18 protein-coding genes are annotated in these 22,492 nt (G+C 70.4%); 7 read left to right on the forward strand and 11 right to left on the reverse strand.

The window, feature by feature from the left end; all coding sequences use genetic code 11:
- Positions 1–78 precede the first annotated feature (78 nt).
- The 11 genes from HD557_RS04615 to HD557_RS04665 form a co-directional block, all read right to left on the reverse strand.
- Positions 79–894 (reverse strand): hypothetical protein, encoded by an 816-nt coding sequence (locus HD557_RS04615; protein ID WP_196872985.1) that lies wholly within the window; start codon positions 892–894, stop codon positions 79–81.
- On the reverse strand, positions 891–1,421 hold the full coding sequence (locus HD557_RS04620) for a SigE family RNA polymerase sigma factor (protein ID WP_196872986.1): 531 nt from the start codon (positions 1,419–1,421) through the stop codon (positions 891–893). Before HD557_RS04620 ends, HD557_RS04615 begins: the two co-directional genes overlap by 4 nt.
- A gap of 71 nt (positions 1,422–1,492) precedes the next feature.
- A complete protein-coding gene (locus tag HD557_RS04625) occupies positions 1,493–2,467 on the reverse strand; it encodes an expansin EXLX1 family cellulose-binding protein (protein WP_196872988.1) in 975 nt (324 codons plus the stop codon).
- Positions 2,468–2,597: 130 nt separating this feature from the next.
- The gene (locus tag HD557_RS04630) at positions 2,598–4,907 is read right to left on the reverse strand and encodes a carbohydrate-binding protein (RefSeq protein ID WP_196872990.1); all 2,310 of its coding nucleotides are present in this window, start codon (positions 4,905–4,907) and stop codon (positions 2,598–2,600) included.
- 159 nt (positions 4,908–5,066) lie between these two features.
- On the reverse strand, positions 5,067–6,728 hold the full coding sequence (locus HD557_RS04635) for a PHP domain-containing protein (protein ID WP_196872992.1): 1,662 nt from the start codon (positions 6,726–6,728) through the stop codon (positions 5,067–5,069).
- A 201-nt stretch (positions 6,729–6,929) separates the two neighbouring features.
- The gene (locus HD557_RS04640) at positions 6,930–7,721 is read right to left on the reverse strand and encodes a 5'-nucleotidase, lipoprotein e(P4) family (RefSeq protein ID WP_196872994.1); all 792 of its coding nucleotides are present in this window, start codon (positions 7,719–7,721) and stop codon (positions 6,930–6,932) included.
- Positions 7,722–7,807: 86 nt separating this feature from the next.
- Positions 7,808–8,761 (reverse strand): ABC transporter substrate-binding protein, encoded by a 954-nt coding sequence (locus HD557_RS04645; protein ID WP_196872996.1) that lies wholly within the window; start codon positions 8,759–8,761, stop codon positions 7,808–7,810.
- Positions 8,762–8,863: 102 nt separating this feature from the next.
- Positions 8,864–10,861, reverse strand: coding sequence for an ABC transporter permease (locus HD557_RS04650; RefSeq protein WP_196872998.1), 1,998 nt, complete (start codon positions 10,859–10,861; stop codon positions 8,864–8,866).
- Positions 10,858–11,952: a quaternary amine ABC transporter ATP-binding protein gene (locus HD557_RS04655; protein ID WP_196873000.1), complete on the reverse strand. Its 1,095-nt coding sequence runs from the start codon at positions 11,950–11,952 to the stop codon at positions 10,858–10,860. The genes HD557_RS04650 and HD557_RS04655 overlap by 4 nt, the downstream gene beginning before the upstream one ends.
- Complete coding sequence (gene betA / locus HD557_RS04660) at positions 11,949–13,679, reverse strand: choline dehydrogenase (RefSeq protein WP_008361886.1); 1,731 nt, start codon at positions 13,677–13,679, stop codon at positions 11,949–11,951. Before betA ends, HD557_RS04655 begins: the two co-directional genes overlap by 4 nt.
- A gap of 17 nt (positions 13,680–13,696) precedes the next feature.
- The gene (locus HD557_RS04665; protein WP_008361887.1) at positions 13,697–15,166 is read right to left on the reverse strand and encodes an aldehyde dehydrogenase family protein; all 1,470 of its coding nucleotides are present in this window, start codon (positions 15,164–15,166) and stop codon (positions 13,697–13,699) included.
- A 167-nt stretch (positions 15,167–15,333) separates the two neighbouring features.
- On the opposite strand from HD557_RS04665, the gene HD557_RS04670 reads away from it, so the two are divergent.
- From HD557_RS04670 to HD557_RS04700, 7 genes are all read left to right on the forward strand, one after another.
- Complete coding sequence (locus HD557_RS04670) at positions 15,334–15,906, forward strand: TetR/AcrR family transcriptional regulator (protein WP_196873002.1); 573 nt, start codon at positions 15,334–15,336, stop codon at positions 15,904–15,906.
- A 50-nt stretch (positions 15,907–15,956) separates the two neighbouring features.
- Positions 15,957–16,391 carry an SRPBCC family protein gene (locus HD557_RS04675; RefSeq protein ID WP_040756760.1) on the forward strand — a complete coding sequence of 145 codons (435 nt, stop codon included), beginning with the start codon at positions 15,957–15,959 and terminating at the stop codon, positions 16,389–16,391.
- Between the two features lie 65 nt (positions 16,392–16,456).
- The gene (locus tag HD557_RS04680; protein WP_008361893.1) at positions 16,457–17,209 is read left to right on the forward strand and encodes an IclR family transcriptional regulator; all 753 of its coding nucleotides are present in this window, start codon (positions 16,457–16,459) and stop codon (positions 17,207–17,209) included.
- Positions 17,210–17,343: 134 nt separating this feature from the next.
- Positions 17,344–19,002, forward strand: a complete 1,659-nt coding sequence (gene hutU / locus HD557_RS04685; protein ID WP_196873004.1) for a urocanate hydratase — start codon at positions 17,344–17,346, stop codon at positions 19,000–19,002.
- Positions 18,999–20,333: a formimidoylglutamate deiminase gene (locus HD557_RS04690; protein ID WP_196873006.1), complete on the forward strand. Its 1,335-nt coding sequence runs from the start codon at positions 18,999–19,001 to the stop codon at positions 20,331–20,333. Before hutU ends, HD557_RS04690 begins: the two co-directional genes overlap by 4 nt.
- 2 nt (positions 20,334–20,335) lie before the next feature.
- Positions 20,336–20,917, forward strand: coding sequence for a HutD/Ves family protein (locus HD557_RS04695; RefSeq protein WP_196873009.1), 582 nt, complete (start codon positions 20,336–20,338; stop codon positions 20,915–20,917).
- 74 nt (positions 20,918–20,991) lie between these two features.
- Positions 20,992–22,446: an aromatic amino acid ammonia-lyase gene (locus tag HD557_RS04700; RefSeq protein WP_196873011.1), complete on the forward strand. Its 1,455-nt coding sequence runs from the start codon at positions 20,992–20,994 to the stop codon at positions 22,444–22,446.
- Positions 22,447–22,492 lie beyond the last annotated feature (46 nt).

Genomic DNA, 22,492 nt, shown 5'->3' on the forward strand with positions numbered 1-22,492 from the left:
ATACCTCAAAATGAGCGAACCGGAAGACCTGAACCAGACTTGTGACAACAGAGGGGTCACAGCATCAGCCGGCCTTCCTCAACGGGCCGGGGCGAACCCTCCCCAGACGGCGAAGGAACCGCCTGAGCCGTGGGCGTCGACGCGGTAGCTGTCGCGCTCGAGATCGCGGACGCCGGTCGCGTGGTTGTACTGACCGGCGAACTCGTGCCGTCCGGCCGGCACGGTGCGGCCCGGCTCGAGGACCCAGCGGTAGAGCAGGGCACCGCCGGACTCCTCGACGGTGACGGTGAAGTCGTCGCTCGGCAGGGTCTGCCAGTTGCCGGTGCTCCGCACGTCACCGGTCTGGGCGATGCGCAGCTCCACGGTGACCGAGGTGAGCGGCTTGGTGGTCTCGAGGGTCAGGTTGCTCTGGGCCCAGTAGATGGTGCTGTGGGGGTCCAGCGAGCCCTCGGACCGCAACGGTCCGTCCTCGACCCGGCTGTCGTCGGCCGGCGTCGGGTGCGCGCTGCCCCAGGTGGGGGCAGGGGTCGGGACCGGGGCCGGACCGGTCGTGGTGGTCGTGCCGGAGGAAGGCGCCGGACTGGGCGTGACGGTCGGGGAGGTGACGGTCGGGGATGTGACGGTCGGGGACGGGGTCGTGGGAGCGGGTGCGGTGGCCGGCAGCAGTGGTGCTCCGCCGATGGCGGCAGCGACGGCGAGACCACCGGTCGCCAGGGTGGCGGTGGCGACGAGACCGACGATCGCCGCCCGGGGCCATGACCTGGCGATCGAAGGTGTGCGGTGCCGGACACCGGGGTCGGCCGCACCGCGCTCCACGCGCGCCAGGATCCTGGCGCGGTTGGGCTCGTGGGCCGCGGCGGCCTCTCGCAGCCGTCGGCTGATCTCGTCGTTCATCGGTTCCTCCCTCCTGTAGCCAGTTCGCCGGCCGTATCCGCGCCGAGTAGCCGTTCCAGCTCGGCCATGCCCTTCGAGGTCTGGCTTTTCACCGTACCGACCGAGATGCCCAGAGCAGCGGCGGTGTCCTTCTCCGACAGGTCGAGGGCGTGGCGCATGACCACGCATGCCCGCTTGCGGAACGGCAGCCGGGTGAGCGCGGCTCGGACGTCCTGCACGACCGCGACGTCCGGTCCGTTCACGTGCTCGGCGCCGAGAGACCAGAACAGCGCCACCCGCCGTCGCTCACGTACGCTGCTCCGGATCCTCTCCCGCGCCAGATTGGCCACCACGCCGCGGGCGTAGGCGACCGGGTGTTGCGCTGCCCGCAGCCGGTCCCAGCGCTGCCACAGGGCGACCAGTGCATCGGCGGCGAGATCGTCCGCCGCGTCCTTCTCGCCGGTCAGCAGGTGGGCGAGACGCGCCAGTTCGGCGTAGTGGCGTTCGAAGAAGTCGTGGAACTCTGCGGACGCGTCGTCGGCGAGCATCTCCGGCGGTTGCCCTCTCCCTGCGATGTGCACGTTAACAATCGGCGTGAGCGTAGCAACGCCGCCCACGGTCAGTGCCTGGCGAACTGGACCCGGGTCGGCTGCGCGACGTCCGGTTCGAGGGCGATCCCGGTGATGGTCAGCCGCTCACCGTAGATGTCGGTGATCCTGATCGCTCTGCCGCAGCCGTTGCCGTCCTCGGCGAGGAAGTAGTTGTAGTCGGTGCGTTGCAGCCTGCGCCAGCCGTTGCTGGTCCGCACCTCGAGCGCGGCCACCGGGTTGCGGTGGCCGATCGCCTGGATAGCGCACCACCACTGACTGGACCCGTCCTTGTACCGGATCGAGATGGTGCCGGCCTCGGCGGGGCTCAACAGCTTCCAGGTGATCGGGATCCGGCCGACGGAGAGATCGGCGAGCTTGGCGAACGCCTGTTGGCTGAGGTCGATCTGCCCGGGTTCGCAGGGCAACGGGCACTCGTTGGTGATCCGCACCGTGATGGAAGCCCCGTTGGCGGCGCGGACCCGCACGTACGCCCCGCACGCCCTGGCCGTCTCGTAATCGGTGTGGTTCATCGCCGCGATCATGAGGTCGTCGGCCGGGCCGAAGAGGCAGGCGCCGTTCCCGTCACCCGCCTCGTAGGCGGTCGCGACGCCCCGGTAACGGACGCCGGGCTCGATCCGTCCGGCCAACGACCCGGTGGACCCCGCGGACTCAGCGCGAGGGGTGCTCGAGGGCGTGCGCGGCTTGCTGGCGGGCGACGGCTTTCGGGTACGGCGGGGCGATGGGGACGGACTCGTGACTGGCGGCTGACTCGATGCGATCGTGGCGTCGGGCGCCGCGGTCGGAGAGTCGGAATCGGCGGGGTCGCTCGACTGTGCAGCCGTGGCGGACTCGTCGGTCGCACGCCAGGCGTCCGTGCTGCCCCCGACGAGGAGCGCGGCGGCCAGGCAGACCACAACACTGACGGCCAGCAGCGTCAGCGGATTATCGATGGTCAGCCGGTGCTTGCGAGGCGGCTCCGACGGGCCGTGATTCGTTGTCCTCATGTCCATCCGTTCGGTAGATCGAGTCGATGTTCACGGCGCAGTTGCCGCCGGAGCCGAAAAGGTTGCCGCCGATCGCCCAGTCCCGGGTCGGCCTGCTGGCAGGCCGACCCGGGACTCGACGGTTGTGGGGTCAGGACGGGTCGCCGTACTGCAGACCGCGTCCGTTGGTGCCGATGTAGACGCGGCCGTAGGTGTCGGGGTCGCCGGTGATGACGCCGACGCTGCCGATGGCGCCCCACTGGTGGGCGTTGTCGTTGACGCGGAGCCAGGTGGCGCCCTTGTCGGTGGAGCGGAAGACTCCGGTGACGTCCTTGACGGTGCCGATCAGGTACAGGGCCTGGTACGAGGCGCCCGGCTTCGCCTTGCCGAAGCCGAGGGCGGAGGCGGACTGCGCGGACTTGAGCGTGCTGAAGCTCCGGCCGCCGTCGGTGGAGTGCAGCAGTCCCTTGCCGCTGCCGGCGATCCACAGGTCCCCGGCGATGCCGGGCACGGCCGTGAGCCGGCCGGAGGGCAGGTTGCCGGCGCGGGCGGTGAAGGTCGCGCCGCCGTCGGTGCTGGCGTAGAGCGTGCCACCGGACAGTGAGTAGAAGGTCTTGGCCGAGGAGCGGTCGGCGACGACCACGGCGTCGGTGCCCAGGCCGCTGACCCTCGACCAGCTCGACCCCTTGTCGGTCGAGCGGTACGGCGCCTGGCCGGCCTGCGTCCAGACGATGGTGGAGCCGTCCGCCGCGAGCGCGACACGGCCGTCGTCGGCCTCGGCGACCGGCTCCGCCTTGAAGCCGCTCCAGGTGCTGCCGCCGTCGGTGGAGTACGCGCCGTCCTGATCGCCGCCGTGGCCGACCCGGACCATCGTCGAGGGCTTGGCCTGGGCGAAGTCGATGTCGGTGCTGTTGGTCATCAACGGGTTCGCCAGCCGCCCAGAGGGCACCTTCGTCAGGGAGCCGTGGCGGAAGCCGCCCTGGTCGCCCATGGACGTGATGACGCTGGCGCCGCCGGGAGGAGCGATCGCGTCCAGCAGCGAGGTCTCCTCGAGACCTCGGGCGCCGGAGCTCCAGTGGCTGGTGCCGCCGCTGTCGGAGGCGTTCGCGTCCTTGCTGCGCCAGATGCCGTTGCCGGTGCCGTACAGCACGTGGCCGGAGCTGAAGGGGTCGATGGCCAGGGCGGTCATCCAGTGCCCGGTGTGGGTGCCGACGTACGGAGCGCCGGAGGCGTTGCGCTTCGACCTGTCGGCCAGTGCCTTCCAGTGCGCGCCGCCGTCGGTGCTGCGGTAGATCTCGTCCTCGGGCCACCAGCGGTCGAGGGTGGTGACCATCACCGTGGAGGGCTTGCGCGGGTCGACGGCCAGACCGGAGAACCCGTAGCTGCCCTGCGACGGGGAGATGTTCGTCCACGCCCCGCCCTTCGGCGTGTACTTCCACACCGAGCCCGCCGTCGCGTCCATCGGGCCGGTGCTGTTGCTGTAGGTCAGGTACAGCGAGCCGTCACCGGAGACCACACCGTGCTGCGGCATCTGGCCGGTGGGCTGCCCGGCCACGGCCTGCCAGGTGCGGCCGCTGTCCGTGGAGCGGTACAGGGAGGTCGACGAGTCGCCGACGCCGACGTAGATCGTCCTGCTGCCGGCCTTGCCGTACGTCACGAAGGAGACGCCCGCGCCGCTGCTCGCGCCGTTCTTGACGGGGAACGAGGAGACCTGACGCCAGGTCACGCCGTAGTCGGTGCTGCGCCACAGGCCGTTCTTGCGGCTGCCCAGCAGCAGGGTGTCGTGATTGGCCGGGTCGACCGCGAGCCGTTCGCCCGTCCCGCGGCCGTGCTCGTTCGCGCCCACCTTGAACGGCAGATCGGTGCGCTTGAAGGTGCGGCCCCGATCCGTGGAGCGCAGGATCGCGCCGTTGCCCGCCCAGTCGTTGGTGTAGGTGCCCGCCATGAGGTAGAGCCGTTTGGGGGCGACGGGGTCGGTGGCCACCGAGTCGATGCCCAGCAGGTTCCAGTCCTTCTCGCCGACCCAGTCGGTCAGCGGGACCCACCGCTCGGCCGTGGTGTTCCAGCGGTAGGCGCCGCCCATGTCGGTGCGCGCGTACAGCAGGCCCTTCTCCTTCTGGTTGAACACCAGACCCGTGACGTAACCGCCGCCCACGACCTGGGCGTTCCTCCACTTGTACGATCCGGACCCAGCCGTCCGGGGCTGGGCCGACGCCACCGGCTCCTGCTGCTGGACGCTGGTGCCCTCGGCGGTGGAGGCGCCGTCGTCATCGAGCACCGCGCCACTGCGTACGGAGGTCTGCTGCTCGTCGGCGCTGCGCTCGACCGTCGTGGACGGCGAGTCCTCCTGCGCGAACACGAGGCCTGGCGCGACGACGGCGGGCACGCCGACCAACAGACCGGCGGCGATCCAGCGGCGGCGGTGACGCCCGCGGCGGGCGCGGGGCGTGGGGTTGTTCATGGGGGACGTACTCCTTGCAGGTCGATCACCGGAGGAAGGCGGATCCAGGCGACGAACGTGGCCTGGATCCGCCCTCTAGTGGTCACCGGCACTGCAAAGGGTTGCCGCTGGCTGGGAACTTTCTGGTCCGCCCGTGTGGCGAGCGGTGGGGCAGCGGCCTCACGTCACGTCGATGAAGATCGGGTTGGTGTAGAGCCAGGTGTCGGCCCACGGGTCGCCGTCGTTGTCGGGGTGGGAGATCGGACCGGCGGGATCGATGGCGGAGCCGAGGAAGCCGGCGCCGTGGCGGTTGCCGTCGCTGCCGCGGAGGCGTACGTAGCAGGGCTCGGTGATGCGTCCGAGCGGCATGCGGACGGTGTAGGTGCCGGTCCGGGCACCGGTGTCGAACTGCTCGATGACGCGGGTGTCGGGCGCACGCCAGGTGTCCCTGTTCGCGACGGCCCCGGTGACGGCGCCTCGGATGACGTCCAGGTGGGCGAGGCGGGGGACGACCCCGTGCGGGTTGGCGCGCGTCGCGGTTCGTACGACGACCCGGAGCTCGACGCGGGTGCCGCGGTCCACGGCGAGCCGGCCACCGAGCGTGCGGCTCCGTCCGTCCTGGGCGACGAGGCGGACGTCGAGCGCATCCACGAGGTGACCGTGGTCCACCCAGACACGGCCGCGGCGCAGGCCGTCCATGACGTTGCGGTAGCCGTGGCGGGTGACGCCGACGTGGGTGCGGCTGAACTCGCCGGGCCAGAAGTCGCTGCCGGGCTGGGGGCTGCCGGTGTCGGTCGGAGACGGCTTCCAGCCGAGCGAGTCGAAGGTCTCTCCGGGTGGCATGTCGCCGTCGCGCCAGGTGTCCCAGATCGTGCGGTGGTTGTCGGAGTTCGACGTGACCGAGAACAGGGTGCCCTCGGCGAGCAGGGCGTCCCAGAGCCCGCCGACGGTGGCGGTCATCCAGTCGAAGCCGCCGAAGGTCCGGTACGCCTCGACGGGGTATCCGGGGAAGGAGTCGGTCCGGGGCGCGTTGCTGTACTCACCACGCTGGGCGCGGGTGCTTCCCCGGTAGGCCACCCACGCGGGGTCGGCGTCCCCCTGTGCGCCGGGCGCGCCTTCCATGCCGATGCAGATCCCGGCCGCGGCGTCGCGCCAGGCGCGTAGCTCGTGCGGGGAGTCGATGCCCAGCCGCGAGGGGTGGTTGGCCAGCACCAGTACGTCGTCGACGTACCTCTCGCTCTTCCTGGCCGCGAGCCAACGCAGCGCCGCGACCGCACGTGCCTCGTTCTCGGGGAGGTCGGCCGACCAGCCGTTGAGCTTGCCGTCCCACTGCTGCTCGAACGCCCGCAGCAGGTCGACCTCGTGCGGACCGGGCGCGACCATGACGGTGCCGTGCTCGGCGGCAGGGATGTACCACTCCAGGCCCTGGAAGATCAGCTGCCGCGGGTTGCGCTCACGGGCCGCGATGATCTCGGCATGCTCGGCCGCCGCGCCCTTGTCGGCATGCCCATGGTTGCTGTGCTCGGTGAAGACCATCCAGTCCAGCCCGAACTCGGCACCCTTGCGCGCCAACTGGTCGAAGTCGTACTTGGCGTCGTGGCTGTAGCGGGTGTGCACATGGTGGTCACCGACGAGCCAGGCGAGGGCGGGATCTGTCGGTGCCGCCGACGTGGCCGCCGCTGCGCCCGGTGCAGCGTGGGCGCCGACGGCGAGTGCGAGTCCGCCGGCCATGCCGAGGCCCAGGAACGTACGCCGCGAAGCGCCCTGCGCGTCCAGCGAGGAGGAGGGGATCGAGGGGTCCGCCCAGCGGGGCAGATGGGTGGCGCGGAAGGGTGCGGGCATGAGGGTGCTCCTGGGGGTGAGGAATGTCGGAGACACGCTCTCCCACACAGTCGTCACCTGCGTGAACACCGTGCAGCCGGGCAGGGTCATACCTCCGGTACGAGCGAGATGTGTCTGCGTCCCCAGACGAACAGACGGCCCGCCCACCCGTGACGGGTGAGCGGGCCGCTACGTGATGTGCGCTCTGCCGTGGCGAGGCGGTCAGGGGAGCTGGAGCGGCTCGTCCCAGGCCTTCAGCGGCGACTTGCGCCAGCTGCCGTAGGTCGCGTTGGGGAACATGACCCAGTCGCGGCCGAAGTGGCCGGCGTACCGGGCGACGAGCTCGGCCTGCCGGTCGGGGGTCGCGCCGTCGAAGGCCTCGTGGAAGTCGGGCAGGCTGTCGCCCAGGAGCAGCACGACATCGTGGTCGGCCGCCGCGACCTGGCGCCGCTGCTCCTTCGTCGGGCCGTAGAGCAGCACCTGCTCCGAGGTGACCTGGGGCAGGCCGAGCTCGCGCAGCGTGGCCATCGTCGAGGCCTTGTTCTCCTCGAACCGGTCGGAGATGTAGTAGATCGCCACGTGGTGCCGGTCGGCGTACCGGAAGAAGTCGGCCGCGCCCGGCGTCAGGGTGGGGTGCCCCTTGACCTCCCAGTCCGACCAGGTGTCCCAGGTCGTGTAGGTGTGGCAGGCCTCGAGGTCGCGGGCGAGCAGCGGGCTGTTGTCGAGGACCGTCTCGTCGAGGTCGGTGACGACGGCGAGGTCGCGGTCGGAGTGGTGATCGGCGATCGCCTTGCGCAGGCGGTCCTTCGCGATGCTCCACGACTGGAGCTGGGCCGCGGCGGCGTGCGCCGACTGCTGGTAGCGGATGCCCATCGCGTACTCACGCACGGGACAGCCGTCCTCGGCCGTGGTCGCGCTCGTGGTCGCGGCCGAAGACCCGGTCGGGGAGAGCACGGTCAGCGACAGGACGGCCGCGCCGGCGAACAGGGCCGCCGTCAGGGATGCGATTCTCAAGGTTCCTCCTGGTGGGTGACGGGTGATGCGTTCGGGTACGCGACGGCCCGGCCACCACACGGGTGGCCGGGCCGTCGTTCGGGCGGTCAGTCCTTCAGCCAGGCGTCCACCTTGTCGGGGTTGTCCTCGACCCACTTCTTGGCAGCCTCTTCGGGGTCCATCTGGTCCGTGGAGATGTATTTCGCGACGAGGTTCTGGTCGTCATTGGTCCAGGTGAAGTTCTTCACCAGGTCGACCGAGGAGGAGTCCGACTCGGCCCACGAGGTGGAGACGACCTTCTTCAGCTCCGTCTCGGGATAGTCGCAGGCGACCTCGGCCGGGACGTCCTGGCAACCCTCGGTGTACGGCGGCAGCTTGACGGCCTTCAGCGGCACCTCGGCGAAGAGCCCCTGCGGCTCGTAGAAGTACCCGATCAGGAACTCCTTGTCCGCCTCGGCCTTCTTGAACGCCTGGATGGACGCTGCCTCCGAGCCGGAGAAGACCACCTTGAAGTTCAGGTCCAGGTTGTTGACGATCGCCTCGTCGAACTGGACGTACGACGGGTCCGCTCCCAGGAACTGGCCCTTGCCGTCCGACTCCGAGGTGGCGAACTGCTTGGCGTACTTGTTCAGGTTCTTGTAGTCGAGGATGTCGGGGTGCGCCTCGGCCAGCCACGGCGGGACGTACCAGTGGATGATCCCCTGGTTGCCGTTGGGGCCGAAGTCGGTGGCGCTGCCGTCGCCGCCCTTGTCCTCGACGAACTTCTTCTCGAGGTCCGGGTGGCCCCAGTCCTCGATCACGACGTCGACGTCACCGGTGCCGAAGCCCTGCCAGGAGACGTCCTCCTTGAGCTCCTTGTAGTCCACCTTGCAGCCGAGCTCGGTCTCGGCGACGTGGCCGACGACGTAAGCGCTCGCCTCGTAGCCGACCCACGGGTTGACGGCCATGTTCAGGTCGCCGCAGTTCCCGGCGTCGGCCGCCTTCTTCTCGTTCTCTCTCGTCTGGTCGGCGATCGATCCCGAGCCGCACGCCGAGATGGCCAGGACTGAGCACGACAGCATCGCTGCCAGGCCGGCGGCCCTACTACTTCTGGACAACTTCACTTCGTTCCTCCATGGATTGGTGATGGGCGCTCTTGCGGTTGCTCGAGGCGGTGGCGCAGCTCAGCGCGTGGGCTGGCTTCTTTCGGCCGCAGCCCGGGTGATGCGGTCGATCATGATCCCGAGGAGGACGATGGTCAGGCCGGCTGCGGCGCCCTTGCCCCACTCCTCCGAGCGGGAGAAGCCGAGGACGACGTCGTACCCGAGCGCACCGGCTCCGACCATGCCGCCGATGACCGCCATCGCCAGCACGTAGAGCAGTCCCTGGTTCGCGGCCAGTACGAGGGAGCCGCGAGCCATGGGCAGCTGCACCTTGGTGATCTCCTGCCACGTGGTCGCGCCCGTCGAGCGGGACGCTTCGATCGTGTTCGGCGAGACGCCCTTCACGCCGTCCGCGACCAGCTTGATCGCCGCGGGCGCGGCGTACACGATGCCGGCCACGATCGCGGTGAAGCGGGTCGGCCCGAACAGCGCAAGCACCGGGATCAGGTACACGAACGGCGGGATCGTCTGCCCAGCGTCGAGGAGCGGCCTGAGGATCAGGTCGACGCCGCGGCGGCGGGCCATCCAGACGCCGAGCACCAGCGCCAGCACCATCACCATCAGGGTGGCCACCAGCGTCATGTTGAGCGTGATCATGGCGTCGTGCCAGAGGTCGAGGTACCAGATGCCGGCCAGGCAGACCACCGCGGAGAGAGACGCGCGGAGCCCGCCGACGATCCAGGCCAGGGCGAGGATCGCGACCCCGGTGAGCCACCACGGCGATTCGGCGAGCAGCGACTGCATCGGGTTCAGGAGCAGGTCGCTCGTCACGTTCTTCACGGCTTCGGTGAAGCCGCCGAAGGTGGCCGTCACCCAGCCCACGAAGCTGTCGACCCGCTCCGACAGCCACGGGCCCCACGTCGTCGCGGGGAACTCCGCAGCCCAGCCGTAGGTGCGGGAGAGGTAGACCAGCACGAGCGCGACGAGGGCACTGGCTCCGAGTACGACGCGGCGCAGGGTCGCCCCGCCGCCTCCACCGCGCGCCACCAGCTCACTGCGCTCACTGGCAGCGGTCGTGGTGCGGTCGAGCATCACGGCCATCACCACGATCAGCATGCCGGGCACGAACGCGTTCCCGACGTTGTTCTTGACCAGCGCGTCGAGCACCGGCTTGCCGAGCCCGGGGCCGTCCACGTACGACGCGATGGTGGCCATCGAGAGCGCCGCCATGATGGTCTGGTTCAGGCCCACCACGATGGTCTTGCGGGCCATCGGCAGCTGCACCTTGAGCAGCCGCTGCACGGCGGTCTGTCCGGCGGCGTCGGTGGCCTCGATGGTCGTCTCCGGCACCGACCGGATGCCGTAGCCGGCGATCCTGATGATCGGAGGCAGCGCGTACACCAGGGTGGCGACGACGGCGGCCGAGGCGCCGATGCCGAAGAACAGCACGATCGGCAGCAGATAGACGAAGGTCGGCATGGTCTGCATGAGGTCGAGCAGATTGGACAGCACCGTGTTCGCGGCCTTGCTGGTGCCTACCCACACGGCGAGCGGCAATCCGATGATCACGGAGGCGGCGACCGCGACGAACGTGACGATCAGCAGGTCCATCGAGTCCGACCAGTAGCCGAACATGCCGAACGAGAGAAAGGAGAGGCCGACCAGGACGGCGGTCCGCCAGCCGGCGATCGCCAGAGCCACCCATGCCGCGAGGGCGGTGACGCCGAGCCAACCGATCTGCGGCACCGGTCGCGGGAAGTCCGGAACGGACACCAGGCGCTGCAGCCAGTCGACCGCGCTGGTGAACGACTCGCCGAGCTGGTAGGTGAGCTGGATCACCGGGTTGGTGTCGCGGCTGCCCAGGACGCTGTCGCGGAAACCGGTCAGTGCGTCGTGCAGGTCGGTGTGCTCGCGACCGGGAAGCACCAGGGTGTCCTGGCCCTTGGTGACCGCCCAGATGGCTATCCACACCACGAGGACACCGAGCCCGAGGGTCCAACGGGGCAGTCGGAACCGCTGCTTCTCGGGAGGGGGACCGGACGACCCGACGGGGACCGGGCGTTCGGCCACCGCAGTCATCGGGTGACCTCCTCTTCGGCGACCACGGTCCGGAGGATCGCGTCGTCGTCCACGATTCCGACGAGCTTGCCGTCTTCGACCACCCGGACCGGATGCGCGGAGGCGAGTGCCGCTCGAGCGGCCGCCCGGACGATCGTGTCGGGGGTCATCTCCGGGCCTTCGAGGGAGTCTCCGGGCTCCGGGTCGCGCATCACCCACTTGAGCGTCAGGACGTGGGAGCGGGGCACCTCGCTGACGAAGTCCGCCACATAGTCGTCGACCGGGTGGGCCACGATCTCCGCTGCTGTGCCGAGCTGGACCATCTCGCCGTCACGCATGATCAGGATCCGGTCGCCGAGCTTGATGGCCTCCTGGAGGTCGTGGGTGATGAAGATCATCGTCTTGCCGACCTCGTGGTGCAGGCGCACGATCTCGTCCTGCATGTCCCGGCGGATCAGCGGGTCGAGCGCGGAGAAGGGCTCGTCGAAGAAGAGCACCTGCGGGTCGACCGCCAGAGCGCGCGCCAGGCCGACGCGCTGCTGCATGCCACCGGAGAGCTGGTCGGGAAAGGAGTTCTCGTAGCCCGACAGGCCGACCAGGTCGACCATCTCCTGGGCCCGCTTGCGGCGGGCGGCCTTGCCCTCACCGCGTACCTCCAGGCCGTAGGCGATGTTGTCGATCACCTTGCGGTTCGGCAGCAGGCCGAAGTGCTGGAAGACCATCGCCACGTGCCGGCGGCGTAGGTCGCGCAGCTTGGCACCCGGGAGGGAGGTGATCTCCTCGCCGTTGATGACGACACTGCCCGAGGTCGGCTCGATCAGCCGGTTGAGGAGGCGGACCAGGGTGGACTTGCCCGAGCCGGAGAGGCCCATGATCACGAAGACCTCGCCGGGGTCGACCTCGAAGGAGATGTCCTTCACCGCGGTGACGCAGCCGGTCTTGGCCTGCAGGTCCTTCCGGGACAGGCTCTCGTCGGCGGAGCCGATGATCTTGTCCGCCTTGGCGCCGAAGATCTTCCAGAGGCCCTCGACCTTGAGGGCGGGCTGGTTGCCGGCAGCCGCAGCCGCGTCGGTGACTCCTGGTACGTCGGTGCCCTGAGTGTCCGTGGTCATGCTCGCTCACCTGTCCTGACCGCAGCCTCGGGGTCGAGCGGGCTGCCCTGGCGGTAGTTGTAGAAGGGGACCTCGGACGGCGGCAGCGGCGTCTTGCCGAGGATCAGGTCGGCCGTCTTCTCGGCGACCATCATCACCGGGGCGTAGATGTTGCCGTTGGTGACGTAGGGGAAGACGCTGGCATCGCAGACCCGCAGGCCGTCGGTGCCGTGCACCTTCATCGTCAGCGGGTCGGTGACGGCCATCTCGCCGGTGCCCATGGCCGCGGTGCAGGAGGGGTGCAGCGCGGTCTCGGCGTCCTTGCGGACCCACTCGAGGATCTCCTCGTCGGTCTCCACGGACGGCCCGGGCGAGATCTCCCCGTCGTTGTACGCCGCGAACGCCGGCTGGTTGAGGATGTTGCGTGCCACCCGGATCGCCTCCACCCACTCCTTGCGGTCGGTCGGCGTCGAGAGGTAGTTGAATTGCATCGACGGGTGCACGCGCGGGTCCTTGGACTTGACGCGCACCCAGCCACGGGTGTCGGCGTACATCGGGCCGATGTGGACCTGGTAGCCGTGACCCTCGGTCGGGCTGCTGCCGTCGTAGCGGATCGCGATCGGCAGGAAGTGGAACATCAGGTTGGGGTAGTCGACGTCCTCGTTGGAGCGACAGAAGCCGCCGCCCTCGAAGTGGTTGGTCGCGCCGAGGCCCTTGCGCTGGAACAGCCACTGCCAGGCGATCTTCGGACGCTGGTGCCAGGCCAGACCGGGAGCGATCGAGACCGGCTCCTTCGAGGCGTACTGGATGTAGACCTCCAGGTGGTCCTGCAGGTTCTCGCCGACGCCGGGGAGGTGGTGGACGAGCGGGATGTCGTGCTGGGCGAGGAGCTCCCGGTCGCCGATGCCGCTGAGCTGGAGTAGTTGCGGGGTGTTGATCGCGCCGCCGCAGAGGATCACCTCACCGGCGTGGACCGTGTGCCGGCGGGCGGCGCGGCCGACGCCCCGGGTGTATTCGACACCGGTCGCGCGAGGGGTGTCGCCGGTGGTGTCGAAGAGGATCTTCTCGGCGAAGGCGAAGGTCTGGACGGTCAGGTTCGGACGCTTCTTCGCCGGGTGCAGGTAGGCCCGGGCGGCCGACCAGCGGCGACCCCTCTTGACGTTGCGGTCGAACGGCGCGAAGCCCTCCTGGCGGTAGCCGTTGACGTCGTCGGTCAGTGGGTAGCCGGCCTCCTGGACCGCGTCGAAGAACGCGCCGAAGAGAGGGTTGTCGCACTTGCCGCGCTCGAGGTGCAGCGGGCCGTCGCCGCCACGCCAGTCGTCGGCCCCGGAGCTGCCGTCGGCCAGGTGCCGCGCCTCCATGCGCTTGAAGTAGGGCAGGCAGTGGGCGTAGTCCCACGTCTCCATGCCCGGGTCGGAGGCCCAGCGCTCGTAGTCCAGCGGGTTGCCGCGCTGGAAGATCATCCCGTTGATGCTGCTGGAGCCGCCGAGGACCTTGCCGCGGGCGTGGTAGACCTTGCGGCCGCCCATGTGCGGCTCCGGGTCGGTCTCGTACTGCCAGTCGTAGAACCGGCTGCCGATCGGGAACGGGAGCGCCGCCGGCATGTGCACGAACGGGTCGATCTTGTAGTCGCTGTGGCCGGCCTCGAGAACCAGCACACTGTTGCTCGGGTCCTCGCTGAGGCGAGCGGCGAGCGCGCTGCCCGCCGAGCCGCCGCCGATGATCACGAAGTCGTACTGCTTGTCCATCAGAAGAACTCCTGCTCTCACGCGCCGAACCAACGGGTGGGCTCGGGGGTGGTGTTGTGCCAGACGTGCTTCGTCTCGCGGTACTCGTCCAGGCCGGCCATGCCGAGCTCTCGGCCGACGCCGGACTGCTTGAACCCGCCCCACTCGGCCTGCGGCACATAGGGGTGGAAGTCGTTGATCCAGACAGTGCCGGCACGCAGCCCCGCGGCGATGCGGCGCGCGCGGTCGGCGTCGGAGGTCCACACCCCACCGGCCAGGCCGAAGATCGTGTCGTTGGCCAGGGCCAGCGCCTCTTCCTCGGTGCGGAACGTCTCGACGGTCAGCACCGGCCCGAAGGACTCGTCGCGCAGGACCGACATCCCGGCGGTGCAGCGGTCGAGCACCGTCGGCGGGAAGAAGTAGCCGGCGGCGTACTCCGGATCGGTGAGGCGGGCACCGCCGCAGCGGAGCACGGCTCCTTCGGCGACGCCGGCCTCGACGTACGCCGCCACCTTCTCCAGGTGCGGCAGGGAGATGAGCGGACCGGTCTCCGCCTTGTCGTCGAACGGGCCTCCGAGCCGGATGGCGGAGGCCCGCTCGACGAGGGCGTCGACGAACTCGTCGTGGATCGACTCCTCGACGAGGAGGCGAGCGCCGGCCGAGCAGACCTGCCCGGAGTGGAGGAAGACCGCGGTCAGCGCGTTGTCGAGGGCCGTCTCCCGGTCGGCGTCGGCGAAGACGATGTTGGGGTTCTTGCCGCCGAGCTCCAGCGCCACCTTCTTGACCGTGGCGGCCGCCGTGGCCATCAGGTGCTTGCCGGTCTCGAGGCCGCCGGTGAAGGAGAGCAGGTCGACCCGCGGGTCCTCCGCGAGCGGAGCCCCCGCGACCGGGCCGGCGCCGAGGACGAGGTTGCCCACGCCCGCCGGGAGCCCGGCCTCGGCGAGCAGCTTCATCAGGTGGATGGCCGTGTGCGGCGTCAGCTCGCTCGGCTTGAGGACGAAGGTGTTGCCCGCGGCGAGGGCCGGGGCGACCTTCCAGGCCGTCTGGAGGAGCGGGTAGTTCCACGGCGTGATGAGGGCGCAGACCCCGACGGGCTCATGGACGATCATGGACTCGACCTCGGGCCGGTCGGTGACGACCGGGCGGGTGTGGTCCTCGACGGCGAGACGTGCGTAGTGGTCGAAGACGGCGACGACGTCGTCGACGTCGATCTCGCTCTCCACCAGGCGCTTGCCCGTGTCGAGCGACTCGGCCCGCGCGACCAGCTGCTTGTCGCGCTCGAGCAGGCGAGCGACCCGCTCCAGCAGGGCACCTCGCTCGGCGGCCGGAGTCCGGGGCCAGGGCCCCTCGTCGAAGGCGCGTCGCGCCGCTGCGATCGCGGAGCGGGTGTCCTCCGCTCCGGCCTCCGCAACGGTGCCGACGACCGCGCCGTCCGCGGGACAGCGGATCTCCCGCTGATCGCCCGACTGCGCGGGCGACCAGCGCCCGTCGATGTAGATCTCGCTCATGCAACCTCCGGCGTCAGGTTGCGCAGCAGGCAACCGCGGGTGAATTGCAGAAGATCCTGCGCGGCCCCGAAGGGCCAGGTCAAGGGCTACACGGACAAAATTGTTGCAGGCGGTACAAAATTGTTGCAGCTGATACAAATGGCTCCACCAGTTGTTACAGTCGCCGCATGACGAGCGTGAGCACCGCCCCGGCGAAGGACCCGCAGCGCCGTGCTGCCTGGGCCGAGCTGGCGACCGACTACGTCCACGAGCACGGCCTGATCGGTCTGAGTCTGCGCCCGCTGGCGGCCAAGCTGGGCACGAGCAACCGGGTCCTGCTCTACCACTTCGGCACCAAGGACCAGCTCGTCGCAGATGTGCTCCGTACGTCCAACGAGCGGTCCGTCGCCGCGGTCGCCGCGCTCGAGCCCTCCGAGGACCTGCGTAGCGCCGTCCACGACCTCTGGTCGGTGATGGAGGGCGACCGGTGCAGCTGGATCTACGTGGAGGCGGCCGCGCTCGGCCTGTTCGGCAGGGAGCCGTACGCCTCGGCGGTCCGTGAGGCCAACGCGGTGTGGATCGCCGGCCTGATCGCGCATCTGGAGAAGTCCGGAGTGGGTTCCGCCGTCGCGGAACGAGCAGCCCATGTCATCGACGCTGCCTTCCAAGGTCTCCAGCTCAGCCTGGGCCTCGACGGCAGCCTCCCCGAGCGTGCCCGTTCCGTCGACGATCTCGCCGACGCGGTCGCCGCTCTGGCCTGATCCCTCGTGGTCGCTCTGGTCGGCGACCCGATCTCGGGGGACGATGGGCCATGAGCGTGGACGTGATGGTGGAGACGACCATCCGGCGTTCGCCGGCCGAGGTGTCCGCCTACGCCGGCGACCCCGGCAACGCGCCGACCTGGTACGCCAACATCCGCTCCGTCGAGTGGCGTACGGAGCCACCGGTGCGGGTGGGGTCGCGCATGGACTTCGTGGCCCAGTTCCTCGGGCGCCGGCTGGCCTACACCTACGAGGTGGTCGAGTGGGTGCCGGGGGAGCGGCTGGTGATGCGTACGGCGGACGGACCGTTCCCGATGGAGACGTCCTACACCTGGGCGCCGGCCGACGGCGGCACCAGGATGACGCTGCGCAACCGTGGCAACCCGGCCGGCTTCGCCCGTATCGCCGGGGCGGCGATGGAGTTGGCGATGCGGCGGGCGACGACGAAGGACCTGGCCAGGCTCAAGGAGATCCTGGAGACCTGAGGTGAGATCCTGACGGTCACGAGTCCGTGACCGAACACCGGTCTGACACCGAGAGAGGTGGCGTCATGGGAGTCCCTGCGGCCGAGCAGACCCTGGCCATCCTGCGTCACCTCGCGAGCCAGGCGAGCCCGCTCCAGGCGTCCGCGATCGCGCGGTCGCTGGAGCTGCCGCGCTCCACGACGTACCACCTCCTGAACACGCTCATCGAGTTCGGCTTCGTCGTCCACTACCCCGAGCAGCGGGTCTACGGGCTGGGCGTGGGGGCCTACGAGCTCGGCAGCGGCTACGCACGCCAGGAGCCGTTGCAGCGGCTGGCGCGGCGGCCGGTCGCCGCGCTCGCCGACCGCTGCGGCAACAGCGCCCATCTCTCGGTGCTCCTCGGCCGCGACGTCGTGTACGTGATCGAGGAGCGGGCCGCGGGCAGACCGCTCCTGATCACCGAGGTCGGTGTGCGGCTGCCCGCGGCCACCACGGCCTCCGGCCGGGCGATGCTCGCCTCCCTTCCGCATCCCCAGGTCAGGGCGCTGTACGCCGACCGCGAGGCGTTCTCGCTCGAAGGTCCCGGGGCGCCGTCATCGCTGTCCCAGCTACGCCGGATGCTCGTCGACGTTCGCGCCAATGGCTTCGCCGCCGAGCACGGGGAGGTCACCGAAGGCCTGGCCTCGGTCGCCATGCCTGTCCTCGACGGCACCGGATATCCGGTCGCCTCGGTGGCGGTGACCTATCCCCAGGCGGAGCAGTCGCCCGAGCTCGTCGAGCGGCTGGTCGGCGAGGTCCGCGCGACGACGCGGATGCTGTCGCGCCGCCTGGGTGGCTGACCGGCTCGCCACGGGTCTGGTATCCCAGACCACGATCGGGGGAACGCACTTCCTCTTGTGCCGGGCCGGGAGTGCAATGGCAGTGGGCCACGTGCCCTCATGATCGACGTGCACAACCGAACGAGGAGAAGTCCATGGAAGGCGCCCGCCCCGTCCGCTCACCCCGCGGCACCGAGCTGACCGCGCGCAGCTGGTCGACCGAGGCCCCGCTGCGGATGCTCATGAACAACCTGGATCCGGAGAACGCCGAGCGTCCCGACGATCTGGTGGTCTATGGCGGAACCGGCAAGGCAGCCCGCAGCTGGGAGGCGTACGACGCGCTCGTCCGCATCCTGACGACCCTGGGTGATGACGAGACCATGCTGGTGCAGTCCGGCAAGCCGGTCGGCGTCATGCGCACCCACGAATGGGCACCGCGCGTGCTGATCGCCAACTCCAACCTGGTCGGAGACTGGGCCAACTGGGAGGAGTTCCGCCGGCTCGAGGATCTCGGGCTCACGATGTACGGCCAGATGACCGCGGGCTCGTGGATCTACATCGGCACCCAGGGCATCCTGCAGGGCACGTTCGAGACCTTCGCAGCCGTTGCTGACAAGCGCTTCGGAGGCACGCTCGCCGGCACCATCACGCTCACCGCCGGTCTCGGCGGCATGGGCGGCGCCCAGCCGCTCGCCGTCACCATGAACGACGGTGTCGCGATCTGTGTCGACGTGGACCAGAGCCGCATCACCCGCCGCATCGAGCACCGCTACCTCGACGTGCAGGCCGACAACCTGGAGCACGCCCTCGAGCTCGCGGTCGCGGCACGTGACGAGCGACGAGCTCTCTCCATCGGCCTGCTCGGCAACGCCGCCGAGGTCTTCCCGCGGCTGCTCGAGATGAAGGCGCCGATCGACATCGTCACCGACCAGACCTCCGCCCACGACCCGCTGTCCTACCTGCCGGTGGGCGTCGCCTTCGAGGACTGGCACGCCGCCGCCGAGCGTGAACCGGAGGACTTCACCAAGGACGCCCAGGCCTCGATGGCCGCGCACGTACGCGCGATGGTGGAGTTCCAGGATGCCGGCGCCGAGGTCTTCGACTACGGCAACTCGATCCGCGACGAGGCGCGCAAGGGGGGCTACGAGCGGGCCTTCGAGTTCCCGGGCTTCGTGCCGGCCTACATCCGTCCGCTCTTCTGCGAGGGCAAGGGCCCCTTCCGGTGGGCAGCGCTGTCCGGCGACCCCGAGGACATCCGCAAGACCGACGAGGCGATCCTGAAGCTCTTCCCCGAGAACGAGCGGCTGCACAAGTGGATCACCATGGCGCAGGAGCGGGTGCACTTCCAGGGTCTCCCGGCGCGCATCTGCTGGCTGGGCTACGGCGAGCGCCACCTGGCCGGCCTGAAGTTCAACGAGATGGTCGCCAGCGGCGAGCTCTCCGCGCCGATCGTGATCGGCCGCGACCACCTCGACTGCGGCTCGGTCGCCTCGCCGTACCGCGAGACCGAGGCGATGAAGGACGGCTCCGACGCGATCGCCGACTGGGCACTGCTCAACGCCCTGGTCAACACCGCCTCGGGTGCCTCCTGGGTCTCGATCCACCACGGCGGCGGCGTCGGCATGGGCCGGTCGATCCACGCCGGTCAGGTCTGCGTCGCCGACGGCACGGACCTGGCGGCGCAGAAGCTCGAGCGGGTCCTGACCAACGACCCCGGGATGGGCGTGATCCGCCACGTCGACGCGGGCTACGACGAGGCCGTCACCGTCGCCGACGAGCGCGGGGTGCGCATCCCCATGCGGGAGCAGGCGTGACGGCGTACCTCGCCGAGCACGCCTGGCTCGGCGCCGAGAAGGTCGACGTCGACGTCCTCATCGAGGTGGACGGCGACCGGATCCGCGCCGTCACCCCGGGCGTCACCGGCTCGGCAGCCCCCGCAGGCGCGACGCGTCTGCGGGGGCTCACCCTCCCCGGTCTGGCGAACGCGCACTCGCACGCCTTCCACCGAGCGCTGCGCGGCCGCACCCACCGGGGCGGCGGCACCTTCTGGACCTGGCGCGAGGACATGTACGCCGTCGCCGGGCGGCTCACCCCGGACTCCTACTTCGCGCTGGCCCGGGCGACGTACGCGGAGATGGCGCTGGCCGGGATCACCACGGTGGGGGAGTTCCACTACCTCCACCACGCTCCCGACGGACGTCCGTACGCCGAGGCGAACGCCATGGGCGAGGCACTGATCGCGGCGGCCGCCGAGGCCGGCATCCGGATCACGCTGCTCGACGCCTGCTACCTGACCGGTGCTCCGGGTCAGCCCCTCGAGGGCACCCAGCTGCGCTTCGGGGACGGCGATGCGGATGCCTGGGCGGACCGCGTCTCCGCGCTGTCCGGCTCGGGCCACGCCCGGATCGGTGCCGCGATCCACTCCGTCCGCGCCGTGCCCGCCGACCAGCTCGCCACGGTGGCCGGCTGGGCCACCGAGCAGGGTGCGCCGCTCCACTTCCACCTCTCCGAGCAGCGCGCCGAGAACCAGGCCTGCCAGGAGCGCTACGGGTGCACGCCCACCGAGCTGCTCGCCCGCCACGGGGCGCTCGGCGAGCTCTCGTCGGCGGTGCATGCGACGCACCTGACGTTTGCGGACATCGCCGCGCTCGGCGACTCCCGCACGACGGTCTGCATGACCCCGACCACCGAGCGCGACCTCGCGGACGGCATCGGACCCGCCCGCAACCTGGCCGACGCCGGCTCGCCGGTCTCGCTCGGCAGCGACAGCAACGCGGTCATCGACCTGCTGGAGGAGGCCCGGGCACTCGAGCTCGACGAGCGGCTGCGTACCGAACGGCGTGGCCACTGGTCCGCGAGCGACCTCCTGCGCGCGGCGACCGTCGACGGGCATGCCTCACTGGGCTGGTCGGAGGCCGGCCGGATCGCGCCGGGGGGACTGGCCGACCTGACGACGATCTCGCTCGACTCCGTGCGCCTCGCCGGGTGGGAGGCCGAGACGCTCCTCGAGTCGGCCGTCTTCGCCGCCGCCGCGCAGGACGTCACCGACGTCATCGTGGGTGGCGACGAGATCGTCCGCGATCGCCGGCATCTGGCGGTCGGCGACGTGGCCGGTGCGCTCCACCGCGCGATCACCGGGATCTGAGGATGGTGTTCGATCTTCGCCGCGCGGAGGAGCACGTCCGGCGCCCGTGGCGCAACGGCGGCGGCATGACGGCCGAGGTCGCCGCGTGGCCCCCGGGCACGGATGCCGGGTCCGACTTCGCCTGGCGGGTCAGCTTCGCCGACGTCGCCGGATCGGGTGACTTCTCGACGTTCCCCGGCGTGGAGCGGGTGATCACGCTGATCGACGGACCGCCGATGACGCTCGAGCTGCCGGGGGAGACGACGGTGCTGCGGCCGTTCGTGCCGTACGCCTTCGACGGCGAGGTCCTGGTGCGGTGCTCGGTGACGGCGCCCACCCGCGACCTCAACGTGATGACCCGGCGCGGACAGGCGAGCGCCACGGTCGAGATGCTGGACGTGGGCAGGGGTGACGAGCCTCTGCCCCAGGGTTCTCCGTTGCTCGTGGTGGGCCTCACGGGTGCGGTGTGCGCCCGTGAAGGCGACGACTCGGCCACCCTCGGCCCGGGCGATGTGCTCATCACCGACCGGCCCGTGACCGTCGAGGGTGCCGGAGCGGTCGCGATCGTCCGCATCGCGGCGCCACCGTCTGAGATCCGAGACTGAATCCGCTTGACGACGCGTGCGCCACGGGTGGCCCGACGCGTTGAATTGAGCCCACGAAACCCAAGGAGCTCACCATGTCGCGCGGTAAACCTCACGTACTCATCGACGGCACCTCACTCGGCCGTGACGAGATCCTTCTGGTCGCTCGCGGTGGCGCATCGGTCCAACTCGACCCAGCCGCTCGCGAACGGGCGCAGAAGTCGTGGGAGACGGCGGAGGCCGTCGCCCACAGGCGTCACGTCTACGGGCGCACCACCGGTGTGGGTGCCAACCGGCAGGAGGAGGTCGGCGGCGACGCAGCGCTGGGACACGGGCTCCGGTTGCTCCGCAGCCATGCGGGCGGGGTCGGCTTCGAGCTGGCCGCCGACGTGGTCCGCGCCACCATGGTCATCCGGCTCAACCAGCTGGCCGCAGGTGGGTCCGGGGTCCACGTACGCGTCCTGGACGCTCTCGAGCAGGCTCTCGACCTGGGCGCTCTGCCGAGGGTGCACAGGCTCGGTGCGATCGGCACCGGCGACCTGACCGTCCTCGCCGAGATCGCGCTCACCCTCGCCGGTGAGCGTCCGTGGGCGGTCGGCGAGGCGCCACCGGTCGCGCTCGACACCGGGGACGCGCTCGCGTTCATGAGCAGCAACGCCGCGACGCTGGCCGAATCGGTCATCGCCTGCGCCGACCTGCAGACCCTCCTGCGTGCCAGCCACACCGTCGCCGCGCTCTCGTTCCTGGCGATGGGTGGCTCGGCCGAGGCCTATGCCGCGGTCGTGCACGAGGCACGACCGCACCCGGGCCAGCAGCAGTGCGCCGCCGAGATGCGCCGGTTGCTCGGGCTGACCGGACCTCCTGTGGCCGGCCGCCGGATCCAGGATCCGTTCGGCCTGCGGGCGTTCCCGCAGGTGCAGGGACCGGCGCTGGACAGCCTGGCTCAGCTCGAGCAGGTCCTCTCCGTCGAGGTCAACGCGCGAGCCGAGAACCCTCTCATCTCGGTGGAGTCCGACGACGTCTTCCACCACGCGCACTTCCACACCGCGTACGTCGCGGTGGCGCTGGACCAGGCCCGCGCCTCCGTCCACCAGGTGGCCGAGCTGTCCGCCGCCCGCCTCGGTGACCTGGTCGAGCCGACCATGACGGGTCTGACACCGTTCCTCGCCTCGGGGCCGGCGGGGAGCTCCGGCGTGATGATCCTGGAGTACGTAGCCCACGACGCCCTCGCCCAGATGCGGCACGCCGCCCTGCCGGTGACGATGGGCACCGCGGTCGTCTCCCGCGGGCTGGAGGATCACGCGAGCTTCTCGACGCAGGCCGCCCGGCAGGCCATCGTGGTGGTCGAGGCGTACCGCCATGTGCTCGCCTGCGAGCTCGTGGCCGCCGTGCGGGCGCTTCGCGTCCAACAGCCGGAGCTGGGCGACATCCCCGCCCGAGCCGCGTTGGAGCGAGCCGCCCACGTCCTGGACCCGAGTCTGGAGGACCGGTCGCTCGGCACCGACCTCGATCGCGCCGCCGATCTGCTCGACGAGCTGGCCGCGCTCTGAGCCGGTCGGTCAAGTCTCGGATCCCAGACAGTACCGCGCTGCGGCC

Origin of the sequence: Nocardioides luteus (assembly GCF_015752315.1) — a bacterium.
Classification (GTDB): domain Bacteria; phylum Actinomycetota; class Actinomycetes; order Propionibacteriales; family Nocardioidaceae; genus Nocardioides.